This window comes from Paraburkholderia strydomiana, assembly GCF_031456815.1.
Lineage (GTDB): Bacteria > Pseudomonadota > Gammaproteobacteria > Burkholderiales > Burkholderiaceae > Paraburkholderia > Paraburkholderia caledonica.
Genome location: NZ_JAVDVL010000003.1, coordinates 199,190 through 222,362, shown reverse-complemented (window position 1 = coordinate 222,362; position 23,173 = coordinate 199,190). Strand labels below are relative to the sequence as shown.

Sequence of the window (23,173 nt, the reverse complement as noted above, 5' to 3'; positions counted from 1 at the left end):
GGCAAACCTCCATCACAAGCGGGGAGCGAGGTAGATCACCGCATAGATCGGCAACCAGCTGAGTACGACGAAGTACCAGTACAGCGCGTTCTCGCTCACGTCGACGAAACGTTTCCCTTCGAACGGACCGGTGAACAGCAGCACGGCGAGCACCGCGGTGTCCAGTGTGTCCGTAATGAGGTGCGTCGTGTGCAGGCCGAGAAGCAGCCACACGACCGAGCCGTAGGCGTTCGTGTACCAGCTCACGTTCAGTGCGGCGAACTCTACGGCGCGCACCACCAGAAAGCCCACGGAGAAAACCAGGCATACGCAGAGCCACAGACGCGCGCGAGCGCGCTGCTGGCGGTCCGCCGCGCGCTTCGCAAGCTGGTTTGGCCACATGCTCACGAGCAGAATCGCGGTGTTTGCGGTGCCCCACAGAAGGTCGGGCGGCGCCGCGTTGAGCGGCCACTTTGCGGTGAGCCCGCGCAGATAGAAGTACGTCATTGCCGCGATGGCAAAAACGGTCCCCTCGATCAGCATCAGGCAGATGGTGCTCCACCACATCAGGCTGCGATGCCCGAAGCCGAAGCTCGGCAGATGGCGCACGTCCAGCATCAGCACGGGAGTGGCGCCCGCATCGTTTTGCATCGCGTCTACCGGCGCTTTGCGCAGTTCCGTCATGGCCGCTGCTCCAGTTGGACCGCTTGCTGGTTCTGGCCGCGATTTGGCCAGAACCAGCCGATCAACGCGATCGTGACCGGCACCGAGCCCCACACGACAGCCCACGGCGAAAAGATCGAGCCGATAAACAGCACGGTGGTCGCCACCGCACTGATAAACGGCCAGATGGAAGGCGCCGGAAACAGCAGTCGCAAATCGGGCAACGCGTCGAGCGCGGTAGTAGACAACACTTCACGCGCTTCGGCAGCAAGGCCGCTGACATAGGCAGGCTGCGCGGACGGCTCCCACAACGGGTCGCGTCCGTGAACCACGGGCAGCGCGTCGAAGTTGTGCGGCGGCGGCGGACTCGTGGTGCTCCACTCGAGCGTGCCCGCGCCCCACGGATCGGCGCCCGCCACTTCGCCATGCCGGTAGCTGTGCATCGCGTTGGCAATGAACAGCAACACGCTGACGCCTATCGTTAGCGCGCCTATCGTGGCAGCCAGGTTCATGCCGTCCCAGCCCATGCCGTGCGGGTAGGTCCACACGCGGCGCGGCATGCCGTGCAGACCGAGCACGTGCATCGGAAAGAACGCGACGTTAAAGCCGATAAAGAACAGCCAGAATTGCAGGCGCCCCAGCGTCTCGTTCATTAGCCGGCCAGTTGCTTTTGGATACCAGTAGTAGAACGCGCCGAATAGCGGAAACACCGCGCCGCCGAGCAAGACGTAATGCAGATGCGCGACCACGAAATAGGTGTCGTGTACCTGCAAGTCGAGCGCTACCGATCCGAGCATCACACCGGTCATGCCGCCCAGCACGAGAATGAAGAAGAAGCCGAGCGCAAACCATAGCGGCGTCTTCAGATTGAGGCGTCCGGTCCACAGCGTCGCGATCCAGCAGAAGATCTGCACGCCTGACGGGATGGCGATCATCAGGCTGGCAGCTGTAAAAAAGCTCTTGCCGAGCGCCGGAATGCTCGTTGCGAACATGTGATGCACCCAGAGACCGAACGCGAGAAAGGCCGTCATGATCAGCGCGAGCACCATGACCGGGTAACCGAAGATCGGGCGGCGCGCGAAGGTTGGAATGATCGAAGAAAGAAAACCGAGCGGAGGAATGAAGATCAGGTACACCTCGGGATGCCCGAAGAACCAGAATAGGTGCTGCCACAACAATACGTCGCCGCCGCGCGCCGCGTTGTAAAAATGCGTACCGACCAGACGGTCGAGAATCAGTGCGGTGCTGCCGAGCATCACCGCCGGCATCGCGAACAGCACCATGAATTGCGTGATCAGCGTGGCCCACACGAATAGGGGCATGCGGTTGAGCGACATGCCGGGCGCGCGCATCTTGAAGATCGTCGTAATGAGCACGACCGCTTCGAGCAGCGAGGCGAGTTCGGTGAAGGTGATCATCTGCGCCCAGATGTCGACGCCCTTGCCCGTCGAGTAATCAGGCCCGGCAAGCGGCACGTAACTGAACCAGCCTGCATCCGGACCGGCGCCGAGCACGAACGCCACGTAAAGCGTCACGCCGCCAAACAGGAAGACCCAGTAGGCGTAGGCATTCATCCGCGGGAAGGCGACGCTGCGCGCGCCGATCATCAGCGGCACGAGCCAGGTGGCGACGGCCTGCATGACCGGCACGGCGAACAGGAACATCATCGTCGTGCCGTGAATCGTGAAAAGCTGGTTGTATAGCTCGGGACCGACGAGGCGATTGCCGGGCCGCGCGAGCTGCAGTCGCATGGCGAGCGCGAGGAGGCCGCCCAACAGGAAGAAAACGAACGTGGTGATCACGAAGCGCCGCGCCACGGTCTTGTGGTTGACAGCGGAGAGCCGGCCCAACCAGCCCGGGGAATCGCTCCATGTGCGCGCAAGCGCTTCGGCGACCTGCTGGCCGGCAGCGGGGCCATCCACCAGATGTGCGGCCGGCCGCCCGGGCGAAGATTGACGTTCGCTCATTGGAGAGTTCTGATCCATGCGATAAGGGCATTCAGATCCTGCGCCGACAGCTGGCTTGCCGGCATCGTGGTGCCGGGCTTCATGCTGCCGGGCGCCTTGATCCAGGACTCTAGGTTGGCGGGCGTGTTTTCGAATGTTTCGGCGGCCAGCATCGGACGGCTCATCACGTGGGTGAGGTCGGGGCCGATCACCCCGTTTGCGGAGGTGCCCCGCACGGTATGGCAGCCGGCGCAGTTGCCGGTCGTGAAGAGCCGCTCGCCTTGCGCCTGTAGCGCGTCGACCGGCTGCGGCGCAGGCGTCCGCTGGCGCGCGACCCACGCGTCGTACTGGGCGGGCGGCTCGGCGACTACCGTGAACGCCATCAACGCGTGTTCGAGGCCGCAAAATTCGGCACATTGCCCACGATACGTGCCGGCGCGGTCGGCACGGAATTCGATTATCGATTCGCGGCCTGGAATCATGTCCTTTTTGCCATGCAGATTCGGCACCCAGAACGTATGAATCACATCGTCGGCTTTGAGCGAAATGACGACGGGCCGCCCGACTGGCACGTGCAGTTCGTTCGCGACGGCGAATCCGCTGCCGGGCGTGTCGTCCGCGTAGCGCGCTTCCCACCACCATTGATGCCCGGTCATCTCCAGATGAACCGCGTCGGCGACGGGCAGTCGCGAGAGCGCGCGATCGGTCATGATATCGGCGAGCAGCAGCCCGAACAGCAACACTACCGACGCAATCGACGCGCCGCTCACCACGCGGCCCACGCGTCTCTCCGGGCGCTCGAGCGAGCCCAGATCCGGGCTCGCATCGCGGCTGACACGCGGCGCCCGCGCCACGGCGAAGAGCAGCGCGATCAGCACCGCCGCGAACACGAGCGAGCAGACGGTCAGCGTAACGGTCCAGAGTGAGAAGATGTGCGCAGCCTGCACGCCTGCTGGGCGCAGCGCATCATGAGCCGGGGCGGCCTGTGCTTCGAACGCAAGGCCGCCGGATAGAGCGGCTGCCGGAGCGGCTGCGAAAGCGCCTGCGGCCCTGAGCGCAATCGCGCCGCGCGGCGGCCTGCCTGCAACGCTCTGCAGATCGGTTCGGGGTGCTTGGCCGGTTTTCATGCTTGGGCGCATTGGCTCGTGGGGCGTTTGTGAGTGGCTTAGCAATCCCTGTACCGGGCCGGGTCAGGCGTTGGGGCGTACCATGAGCGGCTCAGGCCGCTTACACTCGCTTACGCCCGTCGTGGCGGTCTTACGGAAACACTCTTCATATCGCAGGCGTTCGCTAATAAAATGTCAGATGCGCATAAAGCCGCAAAAGGACCGGCTTGCCTGGGGCTTTACGTGCAAAACAACAGAGAACAGTAGAAAACAACATGCGGTGCGCCGTCAGCGGCGTGCCAGAAGCAGACTAGGTCCACAGCCTATTCTCGATGGAGCAGGTTAATGGCGCATGCATACGAGCCCGATGACATCGTTCAGAACTGGGCCAACATCTGGGTTCAATCCCTGCGCGACTACGCGGTGATCGGTTTGTCCGAAGACGGCCGCATCCGCTCGTGGAATGCGGGCGGTGAAGCCATTCACGGTTTCCGCGAGGACGAGGTCGTCGGCAAGCCGCTAGATATCTTCTACACGGCCGAAGAGCGCGCGAAGGGCTCGCCGCAAAGGGCGCTCGACACCGCGCGTAGCGAAGGGCGCTTCGAGAGCGAAGGGTGGCGCCTGCGCAAGGACGGTAAAGCATTCTGGGCGAGCGTCGTGCTCACGGCGCTGCGCTCGCAGGACGGCACGCTTCTCGGCTATGGCGAGATCGTGCGCGACATGACCGACAAAAAGACGGTGCACGACGCGGTGCTCGAAAGCGAGCGCCGTTTCCGCCTGCTGGTGGACGGCGTTACCGATTACGCGATCTTCATGCTGTCGCCGGAAGGCATGGTGACCAACTGGAATTCGGGCGCGCGCCGTATCAAGGGCTATACGGCCAGTGAAATCATCGGCTCGCATTTTTCCCGCTTCTATACGCCTGAAGACGCCGGCAGCGGACTGCCGCAGCGCGGGCTCGCCGCCGCCGCACGCGACGGCCGTTTCGAAGCAGAAGGCTGGCGCGTGCGCAAGGACGGCTCGCGTTTCTGGGCACACGTCGTGATCGACGCGATCCGCGACGGCGGCGCGCTGGTCGGCTTTGCGAAGATCACGCGCGATATCACCGAGCGCATGGAAGCGAATCGTCTGCTGGAAGAGACGCGCATCGCGCTCGTGCAGTCGCAGAAAATGGAAGCCATCGGCAAGCTGACGGGCGGCGTCGCGCACGATTTCAACAACGTCATGCAGATTTTGCGCGGCAACCTCGAATTGCTGGAAAGCCGGCATAAACGCGACGGCTGGACACGCGAGCGCCTCGACAAGGCGATCGACGCGGTGGAGCGCGGTGCGAAGCTCGCGTCGCAATTGCTCGCGTTCGGGCGCCAGCAGCCGTTGCGGCCCATCGTCATCAATCTTGCGGCCGCGATTCGGGGCATGGACGACCTGCTGCGCCGCGCGCTCGGTGAAACGGTGGAGATCGAGACCGTCGTGTCGGGTGGATTGTGGAATACCCTCGTCGACGTACACCAGATGGAGAACGTGATTCTCAATCTCGCGATCAATGCCCGCGACGCGATGAAGGAGGGCGGCAAGCTCACGATGGAAGTGTCGAACGCCATGCTCGACGATCAGTACGTCGCGGGCTTCCCGGACGTGCCCTCCGGCCAGTACGTGATGCTCGCCGTAACCGACACCGGCACGGGCATGGCGCCGGATATCGTGCAGCGGGCGTTCGATCCGTTTTTCACGACCAAGCCCGAAGGCGAGGGCACCGGCCTCGGCCTGAGCATGGCGTATGGCTTCGTCAAGCAGAGCGGCGGCCACATCAGGATCTACAGCGAAGTCGGACACGGCACGACCGTGAAGATCTATCTGCCGCGCTCGATGGAAGAAGCGGTCGAGGCGCCGACCTCGCCGCCGGTCACATTGACGCTGCTCGGCGGGACGGAAACGATCCTGGTGGTGGAAGACGACCAGGAGGTGCAATCGACGGTGGTCGACACGCTGTCGGGTCTCGGCTATAGCGTGCTGAAGGCCAACGACGCCGAGCAGGCGCTCGCGGTGGTGCGCAGCGGCGTGCACATAGACCTTCTCTTTACAGACGTGGTGATGCCCGGCCCGCTGCGCAGCCCCGCGATGGTCGCCCAGGCGGTGCAGTTGTTGCCGCGCATGAAGGTGCTGTTCACGTCCGGCTATACGCAGAACGCGATCGTGCATGGCGGTCGGCTCGATCCCGGCGTTGAATTGCTGAGCAAACCATACAGCCGCGAACAATTGGCGTACAAGATCCGGCAGATACTCGGCGTCGCTCCGCTCGCGCGTAACGATGACACCGGCGAAAATCAGGGGGGAGCGGCTGACAAGGGCATGCGCTTGCTGCTGGTCGACGACGATCTCGATACCTCCGAGGCCATCGGCGAGCTGCTGAAGCTGCTGGGCCACGACCCCGCTGTTACCGGCTCGCCGCAAGAAGCGCTGCAGCTCCTCGCGGAACAACCATTCGACGTGTTGATCACCGATCTGTCCATGCCGGTTATGTCCGGTCTCGAACTCGCGCAGCGTGCTACGCAGATTCGGCCCACGTTACGTGTGATTTTTGCTTCGGGTCACGAGATGCCGTCGGTGGACAAGCTGCCGTTTCGCTGGGGAGCGCTGCGCAAGCCCTATAGCATGGACGAATTGGGTGCGATGCTGCGTGGTTTCGACAAGTAGTCGGGGTAGGCTCCCCGCGCGTCAGCGCCCGGCGCAATTGCAGACGAACTTGAATTGAGCGACCGCAAGCGCGGCTTCCTTCTTGCCGCGTTGTCGCACTTCTTCTGCGAGGAGCTTCTGAAACAGGGGCAGCTTCGCTTCGCCGTACAGGTCGCAAAACTCGCCGATCGTCTCGACGATTGCGCGCCTTTCGGTTTCCGGACTTAATGTACTGCTGATGTGCGAGGCACCCCGCGCGAGTTCAACCGCGTAAGTAACACGGGCAGTCGCGGTGGCGGCGGCTGAAGGTCCCTTCGGCATAGGGGTTCTCTCGTATTTTTATTTGATGTCTGGCGAGCGTTGCTCGCCAGTGTCGCGTGGCAAAAGGCTTTCATTAAATTTATCGCGCAATTCTGAAGGAAATCTTAAGGCAGGGCTTTTGCGGTCAACATGCTCAGCTTTTGCTGCGCAGAGCGTCAACGGTGTCGGAAAACTCCAACGTGCCCAAGGTGTCTTGCGCCGCTGTCTGTGCGCAAAGGCGCGCGCTATCCTGCTCAATGCGCCCGATAGGCGCCAGTCCACTGATCTTCTCGGCCAGCATCCGTTCGTATACGCCGAAGTGCAAGTCCACTTCTTCCTGCGTGACGACTGTCACGAAGATCCGCACTTGCGAGGGCATCAAACCGAGAACCGTGGCAATTGCCGCTTCGAGTTGCGGGGCGCAAAGCCGGTCTTCCGCGAAGGTCGTTCCGACCGATACGTCGTACGATTTTTCCTCTCGCACCGTGACATCCACGAGCCTTGCGCGCGCACTCATATTGTTCTCTATCGCAATGCGTATGACGTCCACGGCGGTTCGCATTGCTTCTGTTGGAAAGCCTCCTGGCGAGCGCAGGTAGACCCGATGCCGTCCAAGAGTCAGCCAGTCCGAATCGAATTCCATGCCTGTTTCTCCGACACTTTGATCTCGCACGACTATGTGGTTGCCGTTGTATTTTTCAAGGCCAAAAATTTGCGCAGAAGGGTCTTGAAATCGTCGTGGCCGAATCTATTTTAGATTCCGCTCAGGCAGACGCGCCGTTCCGGCGGCGCGCTGCGTGTTTCGATTTGTCTGTCAGCGGGTGCGGGCAGGCGGACTGGAGCGCGTAGGCCCGTCCGTCTCCTTGCCCCGGTACTACCGAGGAGGAAACGATCATGAGTGACCTTTACTTCGCGACCGACCTGTTCAGCCAGCTCGACCGTTTGCAGCAGCAGATGTCGGCGGTGTTCGGCGGTTTCCCTTCGAGCATCCGCTCTGGCCGGATGTCGGCCTTTCCGCAAATCAATATCGGCACCACCGACGACTCGATCGAGATCGTCGCGTTTGCGCCCGGTATCGATGCGTCGCAACTCGACGTATCCATCGACAAAGGCTTGCTGACGATTGCCGGCGAGCGCAAGCGCGTCGCGCCGGAGGCGGACGAGTCGACGCGCCAATATGCTCAGGAGCGTTTTACAGGCTCTTTCCGCCGCGTAATCGAACTGCCGCAGCAGGCCGACCCCGACAAGGTCGAGGCGCGCTACACGAACGGCTGTCTGTCGATTAGCGTCGGCAAGCGCGAGTCGTCCAAACCGCGTGCAATCACCATTCAATGACCTCACGATGATGGAGCGAATCATGAGCGATACGACCGAAGTTGTTCAAAAGGGGCAGCAACCCGTGGCGCGCGGCGAGCGCGAGCCGGCTGAGCAGCGCGCGACGCTGACGCCGCCCGTCGACGTGATCGAAAACGCGCACGGCGTCACGCTGTGGGCGGATCTGCCGGGTGTGTCGAAAGAGAAGCTGGAGGTGCGCGTGCACGACGGCAATCTGCACATCGAGGCCGAAGCGAGCGTGCCGACGCGCGCCGGCTTGCGTCTGCAACACGCGGAAATCCGCGCGCCGCATTTCTCGCGTTCGTTCACGCTGGGTGCGGAATTCGATACTTCGAAAATCGAGGCGAACCTTCAGGATGGTGTGCTGAAGCTCGTCATTCCGCGCCGCGAAGAAGCGCGGCCACGCCGCATTGAAGTGAACGTCGGCTAATGCTGTTTGCCACGGCCCCGCCACGGGCCGTGGCTGATTGATTCGGCCCGGCGGATTGCTAACCGAAAAGTCGTGCGCCCGCGCCGGTGTCGGATGCCGGCACCGGTGCGGGTGTTCCCGCTAGAAGATTTTCATACACGCGCAGATAGTCGCCCGCCATGCGTGCAGCCGTGAAGCGCTGCTCGAACGAACGGCGGCATTTTGCGCGATCTATTTCGCCGATGCGCGCGACCGCGCTGACAGCCTGCTCGACGTTATCGACGATGAACCCGTTCACGCCATGCGTCAGCACTTCGGGCACCGCGCCGCGTCCAAATGCAACGACCGGCGTGCCGCATGCCATTGCCTCGATCATCACCATCCCGAACGGCTCCGCCCATTCCACTGGAAACAGCAGCGCTCGCGCATTCGCGATGAGTTGCCTGCGTAGGTCACCGCCGACTTCGCCGAGGTAGTCGGTGAAGTCGCGCGAATCTTCCAGCAGCGGTTCGATTTGCTGTGCGAAGTACTCCCGCTCGCCGGGATGGATTTTGCCGGCCATTTTCAACGGCAGTCCGGCGCGCCTTGCGATTTCAACGGCGAGGTCGGGCCGCTTGCCGGGCATCAAGCGGCCGAGAAAGAGCACATACGACGCAGGCTCCGGCTGAAACTCGAATTCGTCGAGCGGCAGACCGTGATAGATCGTTGCTTGCCAGTTGGCGGAGGGCACCGGCTTGCGCTGATCGTCGGAAATCGACACGAGCGGCGCTGACGAGAATTCGCGAAAAAGCGGCCCGTGATCCACAGGCAGCAATTGCCCATGAAGCGTGGTGAGCGACTTGCACGGTAACGCTCGTGCCAGCGGAAAGTGCAGCGGATCGCCATGAAAATGCACGACGTCGAACTCGTCCGCGAGATCCGCGACGCGTGCCAGCTGCCTCACGTGGTGCGTGAGCGTGTCCCACACGGTCGTATCGCGCCATAGTCCGCGTTCGCAGATCGGCACCAGACGTGCAGCCGTGCTCGAGTCGGCGGTAGCGAACAGCGTGACATCGTGGCCACGCCGAACGAGTTCTTCGGTGAGGTAGGACACGACGCGCTCAGTGGCGCCGTAAGCGAAGGGGGGGACGCATTCGTAGAGAGGGGCGACTTGAGCGATTCTCACGGGGCAGTCGTGTCTTGAGGTTGGGTTGCAGCCGCGTGCGCGCGACATGCGAACGCGGCCATCGTTGCAGGCTTCAGGAGTTGTCTTTCTTCACTTCCGACAGATCGTCCTCTTTTACTTCCGCTTGCCGGACTGTGGTGCCCTCGTCGTCGGTTTCGGAGACATCGGTTTCAAATGTTCCTTCTCCAGTTTGGTCGTTACCCGTGCTTTGCGCGGTGTCGTCCTGGTCATTCGGTTTCGTCGCCATTTCATTCTCCCGTGGGTTGGTTGGAAGGCAACGGGAGTCGAGCAAGGGACGCTCCCGGCTAGCATCCCAAGACGTATTCAAACGGCGCCGATTCTCGTCAAGCATGCTTGTAATCGTTGCGATAGAACCGCGCAATTTCTGCTTGGGGAATGCTGCGGTCACGAACACGCGTCGGGCCAAAATCGACGTAATGCGCATCACGGCCGCAGAGGCGGCATGGCGGTTGCTGCGTCTCTCATGTCGCAACGAACATTGCGCCGCTTTGAGCTACCCGTTAGAAAATCAGTGAGGAAACGCATGAAAAAGATGACAGTAATTGCAGTAGCGTGCGGTTGTTTCAGCCTGCTTCCGGTCGCCGCGAATGCACAGACACAAGCCGCTTCCACTACCGCCGCCAATCCGCTCGCACAGGTGGACAAAGACTTTGTTCAGGCCGCTTCAATGTCTTCGTCGACGGAGATCGACGCGGCAAAACTCGCGACTAGCAATTCCAGTGATAAAGACGTGAAATCATTTGCGCATCACATGATGCTCGATCACACGAAGCTGACCGTCCAGCTGAAAATGGCCGCGCCGCATGGCGTGGAAGTACCGAAGGACAATTCGGACCCGAGTGTGCTCGACGCATTGAAGCCGCTGAAGGGCAAGGAATTCGATCAGGCGTATATCCAGAAGGTCGGTCTTGAAGGCCACAAGCAAGCCATTGCCGCCTTCGAAAAGGAAATTGCTGAAGGGCAGAACGCCGACCTGAAGAAGGCCGCGCAAAAGGCGTTGCCGACAATCAAGGAGCATTACCAGCGGGCTCAACAACTTGCGGCGAAGAAGGGCGTGACCCAGTAGTACTGTTGTTGTCTGCGATTCGGGCTCGACGTCAATGCTCGAATCGCACACGAAATGGTATGCGCGTGGCGGGTGGCGCGCCTCGTGGCACGCGGCCTGCTGCGCTCTTCGGCGGGCGGCGGGCATTGCGTTGATTCGGGCTCGCGAGTCTCTACCGCAACATCGTATTGGGAGAGCGATATGCACACTGAGGACGCCGCGCGCTCGGCAGCCGGCCAGACGGCGCAGACCGGTGGGTGCGCATGCGGAGCCGTGCGGTTTGAGGTGAGTGCACCGCCGAGGCGAGTCTCTCTGTGCCATTGCATGACCTGCCGTCGCGTGCATGGCAGTGCTTTCGGCGCATATGCGATGTTCGCGCGCGACGCCGTCCAGTTGTCCGGGCCGGTCCAGATGTGGCAAAGCTCGGCGGAAGGCAGGCGATATTTCTGCCAGACCTGCGGATCGGTTGCGTTCATGGAGTACGTGGACAGCGATGAACTCGACATACCGCTAGGCGCGTTCGATAGCGCCGGGCTTTACGAGCCGAGTTACGAATTATGGTGCTGCCATAAAGAGCCCTGGCTGCCGCAGGGTGTTCGTACCGAATACGAGGAAGAAAGTCCCCATTAGTGTTGCAAGCAGTGCGCAGTACTTCGACGAACTACTTCGTAAATGAAGGAGCTGAAAATGAGCGATCCGAAGCAATCCAATACGCAACCGGGTAATCCGAAGAATGCGGGCAAGCAGAGCGGGCAGCAACAGCAGAATCAGCAGAAGACGCCGCAGCACCAGGGCGGCCAACGTCAGCCCTGATCGGCCGCTGAACGTTTCACCGGCGCCGTAATTCCGGCGCTGATGTCCCGTTCCGCGGGAGAGGGCGCGGCGCGCATTCGATGTGCGCCGCGCCTGCGTTTGGCGCATCGATGCGCGTTTTTCCCGGCCCCTGAAACAGTCGACTCGCAATTGCAGGAATCGAGATGGTGAGAAGGAAGTTGCACTTTCATAATAGTTCGCTGCGGCATCCGGCATCGCCCGACGGTATAACCATTACCGCCAGCGATTACAGAATCTACCCGACGTATCGGCGTACTGTGACCGGCACGTTTACCGGCGACCTGAAGGTCGTACGCACAACAGACGACCGGCTGATATTTCCGTACGACGGCGCGCCGATGATAGGTCCGTTCGAAACCGCGCTTGAAGCACGTGAGGCCGCAGCGCGCAAAGGCGCCGAAGTTGTCGCGGCGGACCTGCTGAACCCGGAGTACTGATCCGCCTGATCGGTGGGGAACCATCGCATTGCGCTAATAACAATGGAGACGTCAATGAAGTCACTGGACATCGATCGTTTGCGCCCCACGCAAGTCACGCACGGATTGCGCGAGGTAGAGGAAAAAACGCGCTTCTATCAGTCGCTGTCCGGTCATGACCTTGACATGGCCATTGCGGAGAAACCCGTCCCGATCGTCCTTGGACCCCAGGAAGAACCGTACGTGATCGACCATCACCACGTGGCCGCGGCTCTTTGGCAGGCCGATATAACGTCGGTACCTGTCGTGCTGATCCGGGATCTGTCCACGTCTTCGCTGGCCGAATTCTGGCTCGCGCTCGAAAACAATCGTTGGACATTTCCATACGATCAGCGTGGCCAGCGAGTGTCGTTTGCCGATATGCCGCTGCATGTCTGGGAAATGGTAGACGACGAATTCCGCAGCCTCGCCGCTTCGGTGCGCGATGCCGGTGGTTATCAGAGAACGAGCGTGCCTTTGGCGGAATTCCGCTGGGCGGATTTCTTCCGCCAAAGGCTCCCGCTTCCTGCAGACTCATCGGAATACGCTGCACTGGTGCAACGAGCGGTTGAACTGGCGAAGAGCCAGGCTGCGCTGGGCCTGCCTGGCTATCTCGATTCCGACGCTGGTGTACAAGGCGCGTCGGCCGATTCGGGCGACGCATAGAATTAAGCGCGTTCGTGCTCTTTGCCCTTTCCGGCGCCGGTTTTTTCCACGCAAGCATCCACGTCGACAGTGTGCTTGCCTTGCGTGCCTACCTTGCTCGCCAACCGCAAATACGCTTCGGCCAGACGGCGAAGATCGTCTTCGGACGCGTCTTCAATACCGATTAGCTGATTGTTCGCCGCGCGATGCGAAGCCAGCAATTCGTTGAGCTTCAGATGCATCGCAACACTGTCCTTGTTCTGACTTTGCTGGATCATGAAGACCATCAGGAAAGTGATGATCGTCGTGCCGGTATTAATGACGAGTTGCCACGCGTCGGAATAGTGGAAGAAGGGTCCCGTGACGGCCCAAACGATAACCGTGATGACGGCGATACCAAACGCAATCGGTGATCCGGCAAGCCGCGTTACCGAACTCGCGAAGTTGTCGAACGCGCGCGTGACGGGGTTGCGCGCTGCGTAGGCAGGGCTGGACGTCTGCGGAACGGTGTCGATGCTATCCGCGCTTGAGCGGGATTCTCCTGGTCGCATTTCTTTCTCCGGGATGTTGGCTCATGACCGGGAGATAGCACATTGCGTGCCGACATCTCAGCAGCAGGAGCATCCACCAAAATGCCGCATTCCATAGCCTCCGGTTTCTTCGCGGGCGTCGGGCGAGCCGCCACCGAGCGAGGGCGCGCCGATTACTACCCGTGCAGCGGTGGCCCCGCACTGAGGGCACGCCACAGGTTCGTCACGCTCCGCAATGCGGCGCACCGTTTCGAAAGCGCCGCATTCGACGCACTCATAGTCATAAACTGGCATGGCGTGTGGCTCTGTTAGGTCAGTAGCCACTCGAGTCTACTGACGGCGGGTTAAGTAAACAGTCTAGTCTGCATCGGTACGCAATTGTTCGAGCTTTGCGCGCACGCGGTCGGCGAGTACTTCGGGAGCGAAGGGTTTACGGATGACTTCCATATCGGCGAGCGCATCGCCTGGCGCATAGCCGGTGACAAGAATGACCGGCATCGACGGATACCGTTGCCTCACGGCCTCGGCGATCTGCCGGCCGTTGATCGTGCCGGGCAAAGCGACGTCGCTGATCAGCAGATCGAAACGCGCGCCTGCATGCAGCAGCCGCAATGCCGCCGCGCCGCTGTCCGCTTCCAGTACGCGGTAGCCCTGTTCCCTCAATTGCTCCGCGGTGACTTCCCGCACGATTTCTTCGTCCTCGACAAGGACGATGGTTTTTGCAGGGTCCTTGTACTCGTCCTGCATATCTTCCTTCTGCACGGAGGCGGGCAGGCACAGGCGTACGGTCGTTCCTTTGCCGAGAGCAGTCTCCATCTGCACGATTCCGCCGGATTGCCTGACAAAGCCGTAGATCTGGCTGAGGCCAAGACCGACGCCCTGGCCCGACGGCTTTGTCGTGAAGAACGGCTCGAACGCGTGTTCCATGATTTTTGGCGACATGCCGGTGCCCGTGTCCGACACAGCAATGCAGCAGTAACGTCCGGGTTGAGCGTCGTCGAATCCGGCGACTTCTGCGTCGGTCAATATCACTTCGCTCGTGCTGATGGTGAGCCACCCGCCGTCCGGCATCGCGTCGCGAGCATTGACGCACAGGTTGACGAGCGCGCTTTCCATCTGGTTCGGGTCGCACAAGACCAGCCACGTCCCGTCACCGAGTTTAAGTTCCAGGTTGATGCCCGAACCGACGACGCGGCGAATCATGTCTTCCATGTCGTGCGCAATCGCATCTAGGCTCACGAGACGCGGCTCGAGCGTTTGTTGGCGTCCGAACGCGAGCAACCTGTGTGTCAAAGTCGCCGCACGGCTTGCGCCTTTTTCCGCCCGCTCGACCAGCGTGACGACGTCGGTTGGCCGGCCCTGCTGCATGCGCACCCGGATCAGACTCAGGCAACTCATGATGGCCTGCAGCATGTTGTTGAAGTCGTGCGCGATGCCGCCGGTAAGTTGGCCAATGGCCTTGAGTTTCTCGCTGTGGCGCAAACGTTCTTCGGCGCGCGAGCGTTCGCGGCTTTCACGATGAAGCGTATCCACCGCTCGCTGCAATTCCGCGGTGCGCTCGGATACACGTCTTTCGAGCTCCTCGCTGCCGCGTTCGAGCGCTTCGCGCGCGCGAACCTGGTCTTCGATATCGGTCGATGTGCCGAGCCATGCCGCGATTCCGCCTTCTGCACGCAACGGCTTCGCGCGGGTCTGGAACCAGCGGTACGTGCCGTCGGACGCGCGGCGAATGCGGTGCTCGACCGCATATTCTCCTTTCACACCGCACACGCTCCACGCCGCCATGGTTGCCTCGCGATCGCCGGGATGCACTGCATCCAGCCATCCGAAGCCGAGGCTGTCCTGCTCCGAAATGCCGCTGTATTCGATCCACTGAGGACTGCCCCACGTGCGCTCGCCGGTAATGAGGCAGGTGAACACCAGTTGCGGTATCTGCGTCGCAAGCATGCGGTAGCGCTCTTCGCTCTCGTGCAGCGAGACGGCATGTTTGCGAGTCTCGGCCGCAATCCGAAGCCGTTCGACCGCGGCGGCGAGCAGGTTCGCATACGAGCGCAGGAATTCGGTGTCGAGGTCGTTGAAGTCGCGCGGCGTGCGACTGTCGACTTGCAACACGCCGTATGCAGGCCGTTCTTTTCCGCCGAGAATCACGACGTTGATCAGCGCCTTCACGCCCGCGTCGACGATGAACTGCGAATAACGAAAGCGCTTTTCAGCAGCGATGTCGGGCGAAATTGCGGGCTTGCCTGTTTGCAGCGCATAACCTTCCGACGAGCCGCGTTCGGCTCGCGCCGTGGCATGGCCCACCACGCCCGGCGGCCAGCCCACGCCGGCGCGCACGAGAAGCGTAATGCGATCGGCCTGCAATTCCATGACTTTGGCCATGTCGGCTTGCAGCGCTTGAGCGACGAGACGGCACGCTTCGCACAATATTTCGTCGAGGTCGTCGGAGCGAAGCGCAAGCTCGCCGAATTCCGCCAGAATCGCTTGCTGGTTGAAGAGAATGGCTTCGCGGTCCGCTGTGCTCACGGCAAGATCCCCTGCTTGCAATAGTGAAGAAAGTGAGCCATCCCAACTAAAGGAGGCTCTTTGAATGAAACTGTCGAGCCAGATTCATTCCTGCTATGCCGAAACTTAAGCTACGTTGTGCATTGCGGCGGCAGAACACGCGTAAAGGGCAGGGCGCCCGCGAGGAACGCGCGATGCTGAATTAGCGGGACCGCATGCCAACCAGGAGAGGCACATGGCGACGTCCAATTCAAGTTCGAACGGCGGTCCCATCCGCAAATTCATCGATGTCCAGAAGGCGCTGAAGGGTGCTTCGTATCCCGCCGACAAAGCAAGCCTGCTGGACACCGCAAAGGGCAATGGCGCCGACGACGAGGTGCTCGATGCACTCGAACGCTTGCCGGATCAGGAGTACGGCAGCCCCGCCGAGGTATCGAAAGGAGTGGGCGACGAATAGCACCCGGTAGACCAACCCGGGCGCGCGACGCGCGGAGGCCGCTGTCTCCGCTGTCAAATGTGCAAGCGTCCGGGAAGTAAATACACGTGGCTCGCGCGTCCTTGTTAAGGCATTGCCATGGAATCTTCGGCGGGCGTTCCAGGCGTATGGTGATCACCGTTGCTCTGGCTCGTCGAGCATCACCGACAGCGTGCCCGAATCGTTCTGGATCCCGGCATCGAGATTGATCGCCCCTGGCGTTTCTTTTTCGATTGCGCGCAGCAGGCGCGGGGTAAACGATGCGCCGAAGCGTCCAATCATCGCCTCGCGCGCCATATCGTCTGCGTAGGCGAGGTTGCGTAGTTCATCGAGCGGCAATCCGACGAAGAGGTTCAACGGATACGGCGGCGCTTCTGGGTCCTCCGATGCCGCGTCCGACGCTGGGGCACGGATGCGCAGTCCCGGTTGCAGATGCGTCTCGAATTCGGCGGTGACTTCATAATTCGGTGCGAAGTTGAGCGACGTCTTCGCCTCGCTCTCGAGAAACGGCGCGACGCCGTCAAGGCGTGCAAGTTCTTCGTCGCTAAGCAGCATGATCCGGTTCTCCCTGGGTTTGACGGAGTGCAGTGTGCGATATGTGGTCCATGTAACGGGAGTTGCAGCAAACCGCTTGCCGCGCCGCGTGGAATGATTTATTAGTTTCACCAGGCACAGTCGATGCTGCGCCGTTCTGCTATCGAGGAGTCATGCCGCGCTTCGCGCAACGACGAATCGAAACCGAACGGGTGCCACCATGCATTGCAATCCGAAGAGCGCGTTACTCGCCATATCCATTGCGGCGCTGGCCGTAGGTGCGTCTGGCTGCAAGAAAGAGGACAACACCAGCAAGGACACGATGAGTTCCGCGAGCAGCGGCGTGATGAGCAATTCGGCGGGCGCGAACGGAACCAGTGGCCAAAGCGACGCCGCGAAGCGTGCGAGCGAGAGCGCGGCCGCGGGCGGCACGAGTCAACCCAGCAGCGCGGCGCCTGCTTCGTCCGCCAGCCAATAGTATGCGCGCGGCTGAGTGGATGCGCGGTTCGATCCGCGGTCATTCAAGTTGCGTTTGCTGAGCCTGCAAGGGGATGTCATGAGCGAATCTTTGCATCGACCGTCATTCGGCGCGGCGCTCTATTACAAAGATCCGTTGGCCGCTCTTGAGTGGCTCGAACGGGCTTTCGGCTTCACCCGGCAACTCGTGATTACCGACGACGCCGGGCAACTCGCACACTCCGAAATGCGTTACGGCGACAGCTACGTGATGATCAGCCGTGAATGGTCGGCAGACTCCGTGAGCCCGGTTACTGTGAGCGGGAAAAATACACAGTCAGTGCATGTGCAACTGAGCGACGGTATCGACCAACATTGCGCTCGCGCGCGTGCGGCGGGCGCGGTCATTACCCGCGAGCCCGCGGATCAGTTTTACGGCGACCGCGTTTATGCGGCGCGTGACCCGGAGGGGCATATCTGGAGTTTCGGGCAGACCGTCCGCGCTGTATCGCGGGAAGAGGCTGAACGCGCGAGCGGGCTGAATATCGAAGGCTGGATCTAGCGGTGCATGCGGGGAGCAAACGCAGGGCGGCAGCCCCGCGCGATTCGCGCAGAGGAACGCACAGAAAGTAAGCTGAAAGCACTCGATCAATGAATGCGCGAGCGGCTGTTGGCGAGTCGCCACAACGCGCTTGCGATCAGCGATCCCACGCCGAGCGCGACGCCTAACAGCACGATGGAACTCATGTGATCGCGTACGAGCGGCACGTTGCCGAACAGATAGCCGGCCGCGACGAGAGAGCCGATCCACAGTGCGGCGCCCGCGGTCACGAACGACACGAATCGCGCAAACGTCATGCGCGAAACGCCGGCCGCGAACGGCGCGAAAGTACGCACTACGGCAATGAATGGCGATAACAGAAAGGTTAATCCGCCGCGAGCTTCGTAGAACGCATGCGCACGGCGCAGTGCATTCTTGTCGAGCCAGCGGTAATCGGCCGTATAAACCTTTTCACCGATCGCGCGCCCAATTGCATAGTCGACGATGCTTCCCGCCACAGTAGCCGCGAATAGCACTGACATCACGAGCCAGACGTTCAACGCGCCGGTGGCTGACAGCCCGCCGCAAATGAAAATGAGCGGATCGCCCGGCAGGAAAAATAACGGCAGAAAGCCGATTTCAACGAACACGATAATAAACAGCATCGCGTACACGGCTGTACCGTATTGGACGATCAGGCTGCTCAGGTGCTGATCGAAATGCAGAGCGATCTGCAGCATTTGCATGAGTTGCATGCTGGCCTCAGGTTGTCGGATGTTCAGCAGTGTAGTCCGGCGGCCGCGCGGATACTTGTGTATTTGGCCGCGTGGATGTCAATATCACGTGTCACATCCGTGAACGGGCCGAACATCAACCGTCAAAAAACACCATGCAACAGTTAGCCGATGTGACTTTCCGTCTTGCCGCGCCCGGCGATGCCGAAACGGTTCGCACAATCGAATTTGAGGCAAGCTTGCGGTTTGTCAGCGTCGGCATGTCGGGCATTGCCGATGCGCCGCCAATGAGTCTCGCTTTCGTGGAGCGGAAGATCGCGGCACAGGAGCTGATCGTGGCGGTGAATGCCGAGGGAACCTGCGTCGGATTCGTGATGTTCGAGCCGCAGCCCGCGCGTATCTACATCCAGGAGCTCGATGTACTGACATCGCATGCCGGTCGACGCATCGGCGCGGCGCTGATCGAGCAGGTTGCGCAACTCGCGCGCTCGCGGCAGATCATGCAACTGGTCCTGTCGACGTATCGCGAAGTGCCGTGGAATGCACCGTATTACCGGCGACTCGGTTTCCGCGACATAGACGAAGCCGAACTCGACGTGGCTCTACGCGCACGGCGCGATGCACATATCGCACGAGGCCTCGACGAGTCAAAACGCATCTTCATGCGGCGCGATCTTGACTAACAGTTTGCGTTACAGAGACGAGCGTCGCCGCAGACGGAGAAAAGCGGCGGGCGCCGCCGGAGATTCACTCTCCGATGACGCCCGCCGCTTTTCGCTGCGCGTCTTTTCGCTGCTCGTTACAGCCGCTGCTTTTACAGCCACATTACGGCTCATTCACGATCACGCGTTTGCGCTTACTCCACCGTTTCAAGCGTAGGGTAGTCGATGTAACCCGTCTCGCCACGTGCGTAGTACGTGGAGGGATTCGGCTTGTTCAACGGTGCGTTGGTCGCAAAGCGGCGCACGAGGTCCGGATTTGCGATGAACAACTGGCCCCACGCCACCGCGTCCGCTTCGCCTGCGTCGAGTACTTGCTGCGCGGTTTCCTTCGTGAACTTCTCGTTCGCGATGTACGGGCCGCCGAACTCTTTCTTCAGCTGCGGGCCGAGACGGTCCTCACCCAACGCTTCGCGCGCGGCGATGAACGCGATCTTGCGCTTGCCGAGTTCGCGAGCCACATAGCCGAAGGTCGCGGCCGGATCCGAGTCGCCCATGTCGTGCGAGTCGCGACGCGGCGCGAGATGCACGCCGACGCGATTCGCGCCCCACACGTCGATACATGCGTCGGTGATTTCGAGCAGCAAACGCGCGCGATTTTCGATCGGGCCACCATACGCGTCGGTGCGCTTGTTGGTGCTGTCCTGCAGGAACTGGTCGATCAGATAGCCGTTTGCGCCGTGCACTTCAACGCCGTCGAAGCCTGCTGCTTTCGCGTTTTCGGCACCTTTGCGGAATGCCTGCACAACGCCCGCGATTTCGTCGAGTTCGAGTGCGCGAGGCGTGACATACGGGCGCTCCGGACGCACGAGGCTCACGTGGCCTTTCGCGGCGAGCGCGCTCGGCGCGACCGGCAATTCGCCATTGAGGAACAGCGGATCGGAAATGCGGCCCACGTGCCACAGTTGCAGGAAAATCTTCCCGCCGGCTGCATGCACTGCGTTGGTAACGAGCTTCCAGCCTTCCACCTGTTCCTGCGACCAGATGCCCGGCGTCTCGGCATAACCGACGCCCTGCGGCGTGACCGAGGTGGCTTCGCTAATGATGAGGCCCGCCGTGGCGCGTTCAGCGTAGTACTTCGCCATCAGCGCGTTCGGCACGCGGATTTCCTCGGCGCGCTGACGCGTCAGCGGCGCCATGATGATGCGGTTGGACAACGTCAGGTCGCCAATTTGCAGCGGATCGAAAAGAGTCGGCATAAATGTTCACCTTTGGCTGAGGCGAGGACGCCTTGAGCCGAGAGATAGTTGCATTGCAACGAAAGAGTGAAAGAAGCGGCGATGCAAGACCGGTCAGAGCTTCGAGTTCATATGCTCGAGAAAAGCCTGAATCACGGGCTCGTTGCGTTTGAAGAACACCCATTGCCCCACGCGTTTCGACGTGACGAGCCCCGCGCGCTGCAACGCCGCGAGGTGGGCCGACACCGTGGACTGCGAGAGTCCGCAGCGCGCGTCGATCTTACCGGCACATACGCCATGGTCGAGCGGGAGTTCCTGATCGGCGAAGTGCGCATGCGGCTCGCGCAGCCAGCCAAGAATCTCTCGACGCACCGGATTGGCGAGCGCCTTGTGGATCGCGTCCATGTCAGGCGCGATGGGAGTTCGTTTCATTCGTCAACTACCAGAGCTGCTTTAATGGTCAGGCGTGGGCAAATTGCCGCCCACAGGTTTGCATCGCTACAGAACGAAGTATATATCGGAATTTCACGATATGCTTGGAGGCACTACCGGCGGTAGGGAAAAGACTCGTGGCTATGCCAAAAAATTCAGCCGCGTCCTGCAAAATGAGCACATCTAGGATGTGGAGAGTGACTCGTGGGCGTCAATTTCGATTTGAACGACTTGCAGGCGTTTCGCGCGGTGGTGGAACTGGGGAGCTTCCGCAAGGCCGCCGAGGCTGTCAGCATCTCCCAACCGGCCTTGAGCCGTCGCATTGAGAAACTCGAGGAAGCGCTCGGCGTGCGTCTCTTCGAGCGCACCACGCGCAGCGTCACGCTCACCACCGTCGGGCGCGTGTTCGCCCCGAGCGCCGAACAACTGCTCGACGATCTCGACGTCGCGTTGCTCGGCATCCGCGATGTCTCTTCAAGCCGGCTGGGTCATGTGACCATTGCCTGCGTGCCGTCAGTGGCGTACTACTTTTTGCCCAACGTCGTCGCAAGCTACCATCGCCGCTTTCCGCGCATCAGGGTGAAACTGCTGGATTCGAGCGCGAATGAGGTGCTTGGCGCTGTGATCAGCGGTGAGGCTGATTTTGGCGTGAGTTTCATGGGCAGCCAGGAGTCCGAGGTCGAGTTCAAGGTGCTGCTGCAGGAGCGCTTCGTAGCCGCTTGCCGTCGAGATCATCCGCTCGCGCGCAAGAAGCGCGTCACCTGGAACGAGCTTTACGAGCATGAGTACGTGTCAGTGGACAAGACTTCCGGAAACCGTCTGCTGCTCGATCAGGCACTCTCGGCAGTGGCGCCGCGCGCGCCGAGCGTCTGCGAGACCCGTCACGTCACAACCATGCTCGGCCTCGTCGAAGCGGGGCTCGGTGTCGCCGCCGTGCCGTCGATGGCCATGCCCGGCCGCGATCATCCGATCCTCACGAGTGTGCCGCTCGTTGAACCGGTAGTGAAGCGGCGCGTGGGAATCGTGAGGCGCCGGGGGCGTCCGCTTACTCCGGCCGCGCAGGAGTTTCACAGAACGATTGTCGAGATGAGGCAGGGCGGCGTCGAAGGCAGCGATGGTTCTGACGTCAACACGTCTGCGAAAGAACGGCCAGTCCGGAAGACCGCATCGTGAGGTCGGCAAGACCGCTTCGATCGCTTTATGTGCAGGTGCTGCTGGGCATGGTGCTCGGCGTGGCGGTCGGTCATTTTCTGCCGCAAGCGGGCGCGCTGCTCAAGCCCTTCAGCGATGCATTCGTCGGCCTCGTAAGGATGATGATTGCGCCAATCGTCTTCTGTACGATCGTCTCGGGGATCACCTCGCTTGCGAGCGGCAAGGCGATCGGGCGCACGATCTTCAAGGCGCTGGCGCTCTTCTACTTGCTCACCGTCGTGGCGCTAGCTTTCGGGCTCGTCACCGCGATCGTTCTGCGACCGGGCGCGGGTATGCACATCGACGCGCACGGTCTGGACACGAGCATCCTCGCGCAATATGTGAAGCACGCACAGCCGGGCGGCCTGGTCGCGTTCGCGCTGAGTGTCATCCCCGAGACGATGCTCGGCGCCTTCGAGAAGGGTGACGTACTGCCGGTACTGCTGCTCTCGCTACTCTTCGGCTTTTCGCTGAATTCGTGCTCAAAGGCGGGCCGGCCGGTGCTCGCGCTAATCGACGGCGTCGCGCACGTCCTGTTCCGGATCCTCGCGATGATCATGCGACTTGCCCCGCTCGGCGCATTCGGTGCGATGGCGTTCACGGTGGGCCGCTTCGGCATCCGCTCGGTCGGCTCTCTCGGCATGTTGATGGTGTGCTTCTACGTGGCATGCCTGCTGTTCATTGCACTGGTGCTCGCTTCACTCGCGCGGCTGCATGGTTTCGCGCTTTGGCGGCTCTTGCGCTACATGCGGGAGGAGTTGCTCATTGTTCTCGCGACATCTTCCACGGAGCCGGTACTGCCGCGCCTGATCGTCAAGCTCGAGGCGCTCGGTTGCGACAAAGGGGTCGTGGGGCTCGTGCTGCCCGCCGGATATTCGTTTAATCTCGACGGCACCGCGATCTATCTGACGCTCGCTTCGATGTTTATTGCGCAGGCGTGTGACGTGCCGCTTTCCGCGTCTCAGATCGCGATGATGCTCGCGGTCATGCTGCTCACGTCAAAGGGGGCGGCGGGCGTGTCGGGTAGCGGACTCGTCGCGCTCGTCGCGACGCTGACGGTGATCCCGGATCTGCCGGTAGCTGGTGTGGCGCTGCTGGTGGGCATCGACCGCTTCATGTCCGAGGCGCGCGCGCTGACGAGCGTGATCAGCAACGCATGCGCTGTGATCTTCGTTTCCATGTGGGAAGGGGCGTGCGACCGTGCGCGTCTCGCTCAGACGCTCGGGGCGGCAGCGGAAACTGCAGGCGACGCGGACGGTGCGGAGGACTCGGCGAGACGTACCCCGGGAATGTGACAGGAAG

28 protein-coding genes are annotated in these 23,173 nt (G+C 61.4%); 14 read left to right on the top strand and 14 right to left on the bottom strand.

Annotated features, from left to right (window positions below; genetic code table 11):
• Positions 1-12: 12 nt before the first annotated feature.
• The 3 genes from J2W46_RS10555 to coxB are packed head-to-tail and all read right to left on the bottom strand — an operon-like array spanning position 13 to position 3,715.
• The gene (locus J2W46_RS10555) at positions 13-663 is read right to left on the bottom strand and encodes a cytochrome c oxidase subunit 3 (protein WP_020068353.1); all 651 of its coding nucleotides are present in this window, start codon (positions 661-663) and stop codon (positions 13-15) included.
• Positions 660-2,609: a cytochrome c oxidase subunit I gene (gene ctaD, locus J2W46_RS10550; protein ID WP_310353460.1), complete on the bottom strand. Its 1,950-nt coding sequence runs from the start codon at positions 2,607-2,609 to the stop codon at positions 660-662. The genes J2W46_RS10555 and ctaD overlap by 4 nt, the downstream gene beginning before the upstream one ends.
• Positions 2,606-3,715, bottom strand: coding sequence for a cytochrome c oxidase subunit II (gene coxB / locus J2W46_RS10545; protein ID WP_310353458.1), 1,110 nt, complete (start codon positions 3,713-3,715; stop codon positions 2,606-2,608). Before coxB ends, ctaD begins: the two co-directional genes overlap by 4 nt.
• Positions 3,716-4,039: 324 nt before the next feature.
• Between coxB and J2W46_RS10540 the strand changes: the two genes are divergently transcribed.
• A complete protein-coding gene (locus J2W46_RS10540; RefSeq protein ID WP_310353455.1) occupies positions 4,040-6,388 on the top strand; it encodes a hybrid sensor histidine kinase/response regulator in 2,349 nt (782 codons plus the stop codon).
• Positions 6,389-6,409: 21 nt separating this feature from the next.
• Here J2W46_RS10540 and J2W46_RS10535 read toward each other — a convergent pair whose 3' ends face one another.
• Both J2W46_RS10535 and J2W46_RS10530 read right to left on the bottom strand, forming a co-directional pair.
• On the bottom strand, positions 6,410-6,688 hold the full coding sequence (locus J2W46_RS10535) for a hypothetical protein (protein ID WP_310353452.1): 279 nt from the start codon (positions 6,686-6,688) through the stop codon (positions 6,410-6,412).
• Positions 6,689-6,821: 133 nt separating this feature from the next.
• The gene (locus J2W46_RS10530; protein ID WP_020068358.1) at positions 6,822-7,310 is read right to left on the bottom strand and encodes a hypothetical protein; all 489 of its coding nucleotides are present in this window, start codon (positions 7,308-7,310) and stop codon (positions 6,822-6,824) included.
• A gap of 251 nt (positions 7,311-7,561) precedes the next feature.
• On the opposite strand from J2W46_RS10530, the gene J2W46_RS10525 reads away from it, so the two are divergent.
• Positions 7,562-8,002, top strand: coding sequence for an Hsp20/alpha crystallin family protein (locus tag J2W46_RS10525; protein ID WP_310353448.1), 441 nt, complete (start codon positions 7,562-7,564; stop codon positions 8,000-8,002).
• A gap of 22 nt (positions 8,003-8,024) precedes the next feature.
• Positions 8,025-8,432 (top strand): Hsp20/alpha crystallin family protein, encoded by a 408-nt coding sequence (locus J2W46_RS10520; RefSeq protein WP_310353445.1) that lies wholly within the window; start codon positions 8,025-8,027, stop codon positions 8,430-8,432.
• 58 nt (positions 8,433-8,490) lie between these two features.
• Here the strand turns inward: J2W46_RS10520 and J2W46_RS10515 are convergent, their stop codons facing one another.
• Together J2W46_RS10515 and J2W46_RS10510 are read right to left on the bottom strand one after the other, a co-directional pair.
• The gene (locus tag J2W46_RS10515; RefSeq protein ID WP_310353442.1) at positions 8,491-9,576 is read right to left on the bottom strand and encodes a glycosyltransferase family 4 protein; all 1,086 of its coding nucleotides are present in this window, start codon (positions 9,574-9,576) and stop codon (positions 8,491-8,493) included.
• Between the two features lie 73 nt (positions 9,577-9,649).
• Positions 9,650-9,823, bottom strand: coding sequence for a hypothetical protein (locus J2W46_RS10510; protein WP_310353439.1), 174 nt, complete (start codon positions 9,821-9,823; stop codon positions 9,650-9,652).
• 297 nt (positions 9,824-10,120) lie between these two features.
• On the opposite strand from J2W46_RS10510, the gene J2W46_RS10505 reads away from it, so the two are divergent.
• From J2W46_RS10505 to J2W46_RS10485, 5 genes are all read left to right on the top strand, one after another.
• The gene (locus J2W46_RS10505) at positions 10,121-10,663 is read left to right on the top strand and encodes a DUF4142 domain-containing protein (protein WP_020068364.1); all 543 of its coding nucleotides are present in this window, start codon (positions 10,121-10,123) and stop codon (positions 10,661-10,663) included.
• A 180-nt stretch (positions 10,664-10,843) separates the two neighbouring features.
• Complete coding sequence (locus J2W46_RS10500; RefSeq protein ID WP_310353435.1) at positions 10,844-11,272, top strand: GFA family protein; 429 nt, start codon at positions 10,844-10,846, stop codon at positions 11,270-11,272.
• A 57-nt stretch (positions 11,273-11,329) separates the two neighbouring features.
• Positions 11,330-11,455, top strand: coding sequence for a hypothetical protein (locus J2W46_RS10495; protein ID WP_006049380.1), 126 nt, complete (start codon positions 11,330-11,332; stop codon positions 11,453-11,455).
• A 164-nt stretch (positions 11,456-11,619) separates the two neighbouring features.
• Positions 11,620-11,913, top strand: a complete 294-nt coding sequence (locus J2W46_RS10490; protein WP_087753779.1) for a DUF6723 family protein — start codon at positions 11,620-11,622, stop codon at positions 11,911-11,913.
• A 54-nt stretch (positions 11,914-11,967) separates the two neighbouring features.
• Complete coding sequence (locus J2W46_RS10485; protein ID WP_310353431.1) at positions 11,968-12,597, top strand: ParB/Srx family N-terminal domain-containing protein; 630 nt, start codon at positions 11,968-11,970, stop codon at positions 12,595-12,597.
• Positions 12,598-12,599: 2 nt separating this feature from the next.
• On the opposite strand, the gene J2W46_RS10480 is transcribed toward J2W46_RS10485, so the two are convergent.
• The 3 genes from J2W46_RS10480 to J2W46_RS10470 all read right to left on the bottom strand — a co-directional run bounded on the left by J2W46_RS10480 (position 12,600) and on the right by J2W46_RS10470 (position 15,632).
• Positions 12,600-13,127 (bottom strand): low affinity iron permease family protein, encoded by a 528-nt coding sequence (locus J2W46_RS10480; RefSeq protein ID WP_087753777.1) that lies wholly within the window; start codon positions 13,125-13,127, stop codon positions 12,600-12,602.
• A gap of 57 nt (positions 13,128-13,184) precedes the next feature.
• Entirely contained in the window at positions 13,185-13,400 is a 216-nt protein-coding gene (locus J2W46_RS10475) for an FmdB family zinc ribbon protein (RefSeq protein WP_087753776.1), read from the bottom strand.
• 63 nt (positions 13,401-13,463) lie between these two features.
• Entirely contained in the window at positions 13,464-15,632 is a 2,169-nt protein-coding gene (locus tag J2W46_RS10470) for a response regulator (protein WP_310353430.1), read from the bottom strand.
• Positions 15,633-15,846: 214 nt separating this feature from the next.
• Between J2W46_RS10470 and J2W46_RS10465 the strand changes: the two genes are divergently transcribed.
• Positions 15,847-16,068: a DUF2795 domain-containing protein gene (locus tag J2W46_RS10465; protein ID WP_020068372.1), complete on the top strand. Its 222-nt coding sequence runs from the start codon at positions 15,847-15,849 to the stop codon at positions 16,066-16,068.
• Between the two features lie 153 nt (positions 16,069-16,221).
• Here J2W46_RS10465 and J2W46_RS10460 read toward each other — a convergent pair whose 3' ends face one another.
• Positions 16,222-16,641, bottom strand: coding sequence for a hypothetical protein (locus J2W46_RS10460; RefSeq protein ID WP_020068373.1), 420 nt, complete (start codon positions 16,639-16,641; stop codon positions 16,222-16,224).
• Positions 16,642-16,840: 199 nt separating this feature from the next.
• Between J2W46_RS10460 and J2W46_RS10455 the strand changes: the two genes are divergently transcribed.
• On the top strand, positions 16,841-17,098 hold the full coding sequence (locus J2W46_RS10455) for a hypothetical protein (protein ID WP_310069396.1): 258 nt from the start codon (positions 16,841-16,843) through the stop codon (positions 17,096-17,098).
• A 78-nt stretch (positions 17,099-17,176) separates the two neighbouring features.
• Positions 17,177-17,638, top strand: coding sequence for a VOC family protein (locus J2W46_RS10450; protein ID WP_027804688.1), 462 nt, complete (start codon positions 17,177-17,179; stop codon positions 17,636-17,638).
• Positions 17,639-17,724: 86 nt separating this feature from the next.
• On the opposite strand, the gene J2W46_RS10445 is transcribed toward J2W46_RS10450, so the two are convergent.
• A complete protein-coding gene (locus tag J2W46_RS10445) occupies positions 17,725-18,372 on the bottom strand; it encodes a VTT domain-containing protein (RefSeq protein WP_310353427.1) in 648 nt (215 codons plus the stop codon).
• A 134-nt stretch (positions 18,373-18,506) separates the two neighbouring features.
• Here J2W46_RS10445 and J2W46_RS10440 point away from each other — a divergent pair, with 134 nt between their 5' ends.
• Complete coding sequence (locus J2W46_RS10440) at positions 18,507-19,034, top strand: GNAT family N-acetyltransferase (RefSeq protein WP_020068377.1); 528 nt, start codon at positions 18,507-18,509, stop codon at positions 19,032-19,034.
• Between the two features lie 173 nt (positions 19,035-19,207).
• On the opposite strand, the gene J2W46_RS10435 is transcribed toward J2W46_RS10440, so the two are convergent.
• Complete coding sequence (locus J2W46_RS10435) at positions 19,208-20,269, bottom strand: alkene reductase (protein ID WP_020068378.1); 1,062 nt, start codon at positions 20,267-20,269, stop codon at positions 19,208-19,210.
• Between the two features lie 93 nt (positions 20,270-20,362).
• The gene (locus J2W46_RS10430; RefSeq protein WP_027777718.1) at positions 20,363-20,680 is read right to left on the bottom strand and encodes an ArsR/SmtB family transcription factor; all 318 of its coding nucleotides are present in this window, start codon (positions 20,678-20,680) and stop codon (positions 20,363-20,365) included.
• Between the two features lie 204 nt (positions 20,681-20,884).
• Here J2W46_RS10430 and J2W46_RS10425 point away from each other — a divergent pair, with 204 nt between their 5' ends.
• Positions 20,885-21,853 carry a LysR family transcriptional regulator gene (locus J2W46_RS10425; RefSeq protein WP_088173434.1) on the top strand — a complete coding sequence of 323 codons (969 nt, stop codon included), beginning with the start codon at positions 20,885-20,887 and terminating at the stop codon, positions 21,851-21,853.
• A complete protein-coding gene (gene dctA, locus J2W46_RS10420) occupies positions 21,850-23,166 on the top strand; it encodes a C4-dicarboxylate transporter DctA (RefSeq protein WP_310353423.1) in 1,317 nt (438 codons plus the stop codon). The genes J2W46_RS10425 and dctA overlap by 4 nt, the downstream gene beginning before the upstream one ends.
• Positions 23,167-23,173 lie beyond the last annotated feature (7 nt).

What these genes read in the sequence shown, in the direction of transcription:
- J2W46_RS10435 (WP_020068378.1), bottom strand. Translation starts at nt 20,269, where the DNA reads ATGCCGACTCTTTTCGATCCGCTGCAAATTGGCGACCTGACGTTGTCC.
- J2W46_RS10525 (WP_310353448.1), top strand. Translation starts at nt 7,562, where the DNA reads ATGAGTGACCTTTACTTCGCGACCGACCTGTTCAGCCAGCTCGACCGT.
- J2W46_RS10465 (WP_020068372.1), top strand. Translation starts at nt 15,847, where the DNA reads ATGGCGACGTCCAATTCAAGTTCGAACGGCGGTCCCATCCGCAAATTC.
- J2W46_RS10485 (WP_310353431.1), top strand. Translation starts at nt 11,968, where the DNA reads ATGAAGTCACTGGACATCGATCGTTTGCGCCCCACGCAAGTCACGCAC.
- J2W46_RS10480 (WP_087753777.1), bottom strand. Translation starts at nt 13,127, where the DNA reads ATGCGACCAGGAGAATCCCGCTCAAGCGCGGATAGCATCGACACCGTT.
- J2W46_RS10455 (WP_310069396.1), top strand. Translation starts at nt 16,841, where the DNA reads ATGCATTGCAATCCGAAGAGCGCGTTACTCGCCATATCCATTGCGGCG.
- J2W46_RS10490 (WP_087753779.1), top strand. Translation starts at nt 11,620, where the DNA reads ATGGTGAGAAGGAAGTTGCACTTTCATAATAGTTCGCTGCGGCATCCG.
- J2W46_RS10535 (WP_310353452.1), bottom strand. Translation starts at nt 6,688, where the DNA reads ATGCCGAAGGGACCTTCAGCCGCCGCCACCGCGACTGCCCGTGTTACT.
- J2W46_RS10530 (WP_020068358.1), bottom strand. Translation starts at nt 7,310, where the DNA reads ATGGAATTCGATTCGGACTGGCTGACTCTTGGACGGCATCGGGTCTAC.
- ctaD (WP_310353460.1), bottom strand. Translation starts at nt 2,609, where the DNA reads ATGAGCGAACGTCAATCTTCGCCCGGGCGGCCGGCCGCACATCTGGTG.
- coxB (WP_310353458.1), bottom strand. Translation starts at nt 3,715, where the DNA reads ATGAAAACCGGCCAAGCACCCCGAACCGATCTGCAGAGCGTTGCAGGC.
- J2W46_RS10495 (WP_006049380.1), top strand. Translation starts at nt 11,330, where the DNA reads ATGAGCGATCCGAAGCAATCCAATACGCAACCGGGTAATCCGAAGAAT.
- J2W46_RS10510 (WP_310353439.1), bottom strand. Translation starts at nt 9,823, where the DNA reads ATGGCGACGAAACCGAATGACCAGGACGACACCGCGCAAAGCACGGGT.
- J2W46_RS10475 (WP_087753776.1), bottom strand. Translation starts at nt 13,400, where the DNA reads ATGCCAGTTTATGACTATGAGTGCGTCGAATGCGGCGCTTTCGAAACG.
- J2W46_RS10555 (WP_020068353.1), bottom strand. Translation starts at nt 663, where the DNA reads ATGACGGAACTGCGCAAAGCGCCGGTAGACGCGATGCAAAACGATGCG.
- J2W46_RS10460 (WP_020068373.1), bottom strand. Translation starts at nt 16,641, where the DNA reads ATGCTGCTTAGCGACGAAGAACTTGCACGCCTTGACGGCGTCGCGCCG.
- J2W46_RS10450 (WP_027804688.1), top strand. Translation starts at nt 17,177, where the DNA reads ATGAGCGAATCTTTGCATCGACCGTCATTCGGCGCGGCGCTCTATTAC.
- J2W46_RS10445 (WP_310353427.1), bottom strand. Translation starts at nt 18,372, where the DNA reads ATGCAACTCATGCAAATGCTGCAGATCGCTCTGCATTTCGATCAGCAC.
- J2W46_RS10500 (WP_310353435.1), top strand. Translation starts at nt 10,844, where the DNA reads ATGCACACTGAGGACGCCGCGCGCTCGGCAGCCGGCCAGACGGCGCAG.
- J2W46_RS10505 (WP_020068364.1), top strand. Translation starts at nt 10,121, where the DNA reads ATGAAAAAGATGACAGTAATTGCAGTAGCGTGCGGTTGTTTCAGCCTG.
- J2W46_RS10440 (WP_020068377.1), top strand. Translation starts at nt 18,507, where the DNA reads ATGCAACAGTTAGCCGATGTGACTTTCCGTCTTGCCGCGCCCGGCGAT.
- J2W46_RS10540 (WP_310353455.1), top strand. Translation starts at nt 4,040, where the DNA reads ATGGCGCATGCATACGAGCCCGATGACATCGTTCAGAACTGGGCCAAC.
- J2W46_RS10520 (WP_310353445.1), top strand. Translation starts at nt 8,025, where the DNA reads ATGAGCGATACGACCGAAGTTGTTCAAAAGGGGCAGCAACCCGTGGCG.
- J2W46_RS10430 (WP_027777718.1), bottom strand. Translation starts at nt 20,680, where the DNA reads ATGAAACGAACTCCCATCGCGCCTGACATGGACGCGATCCACAAGGCG.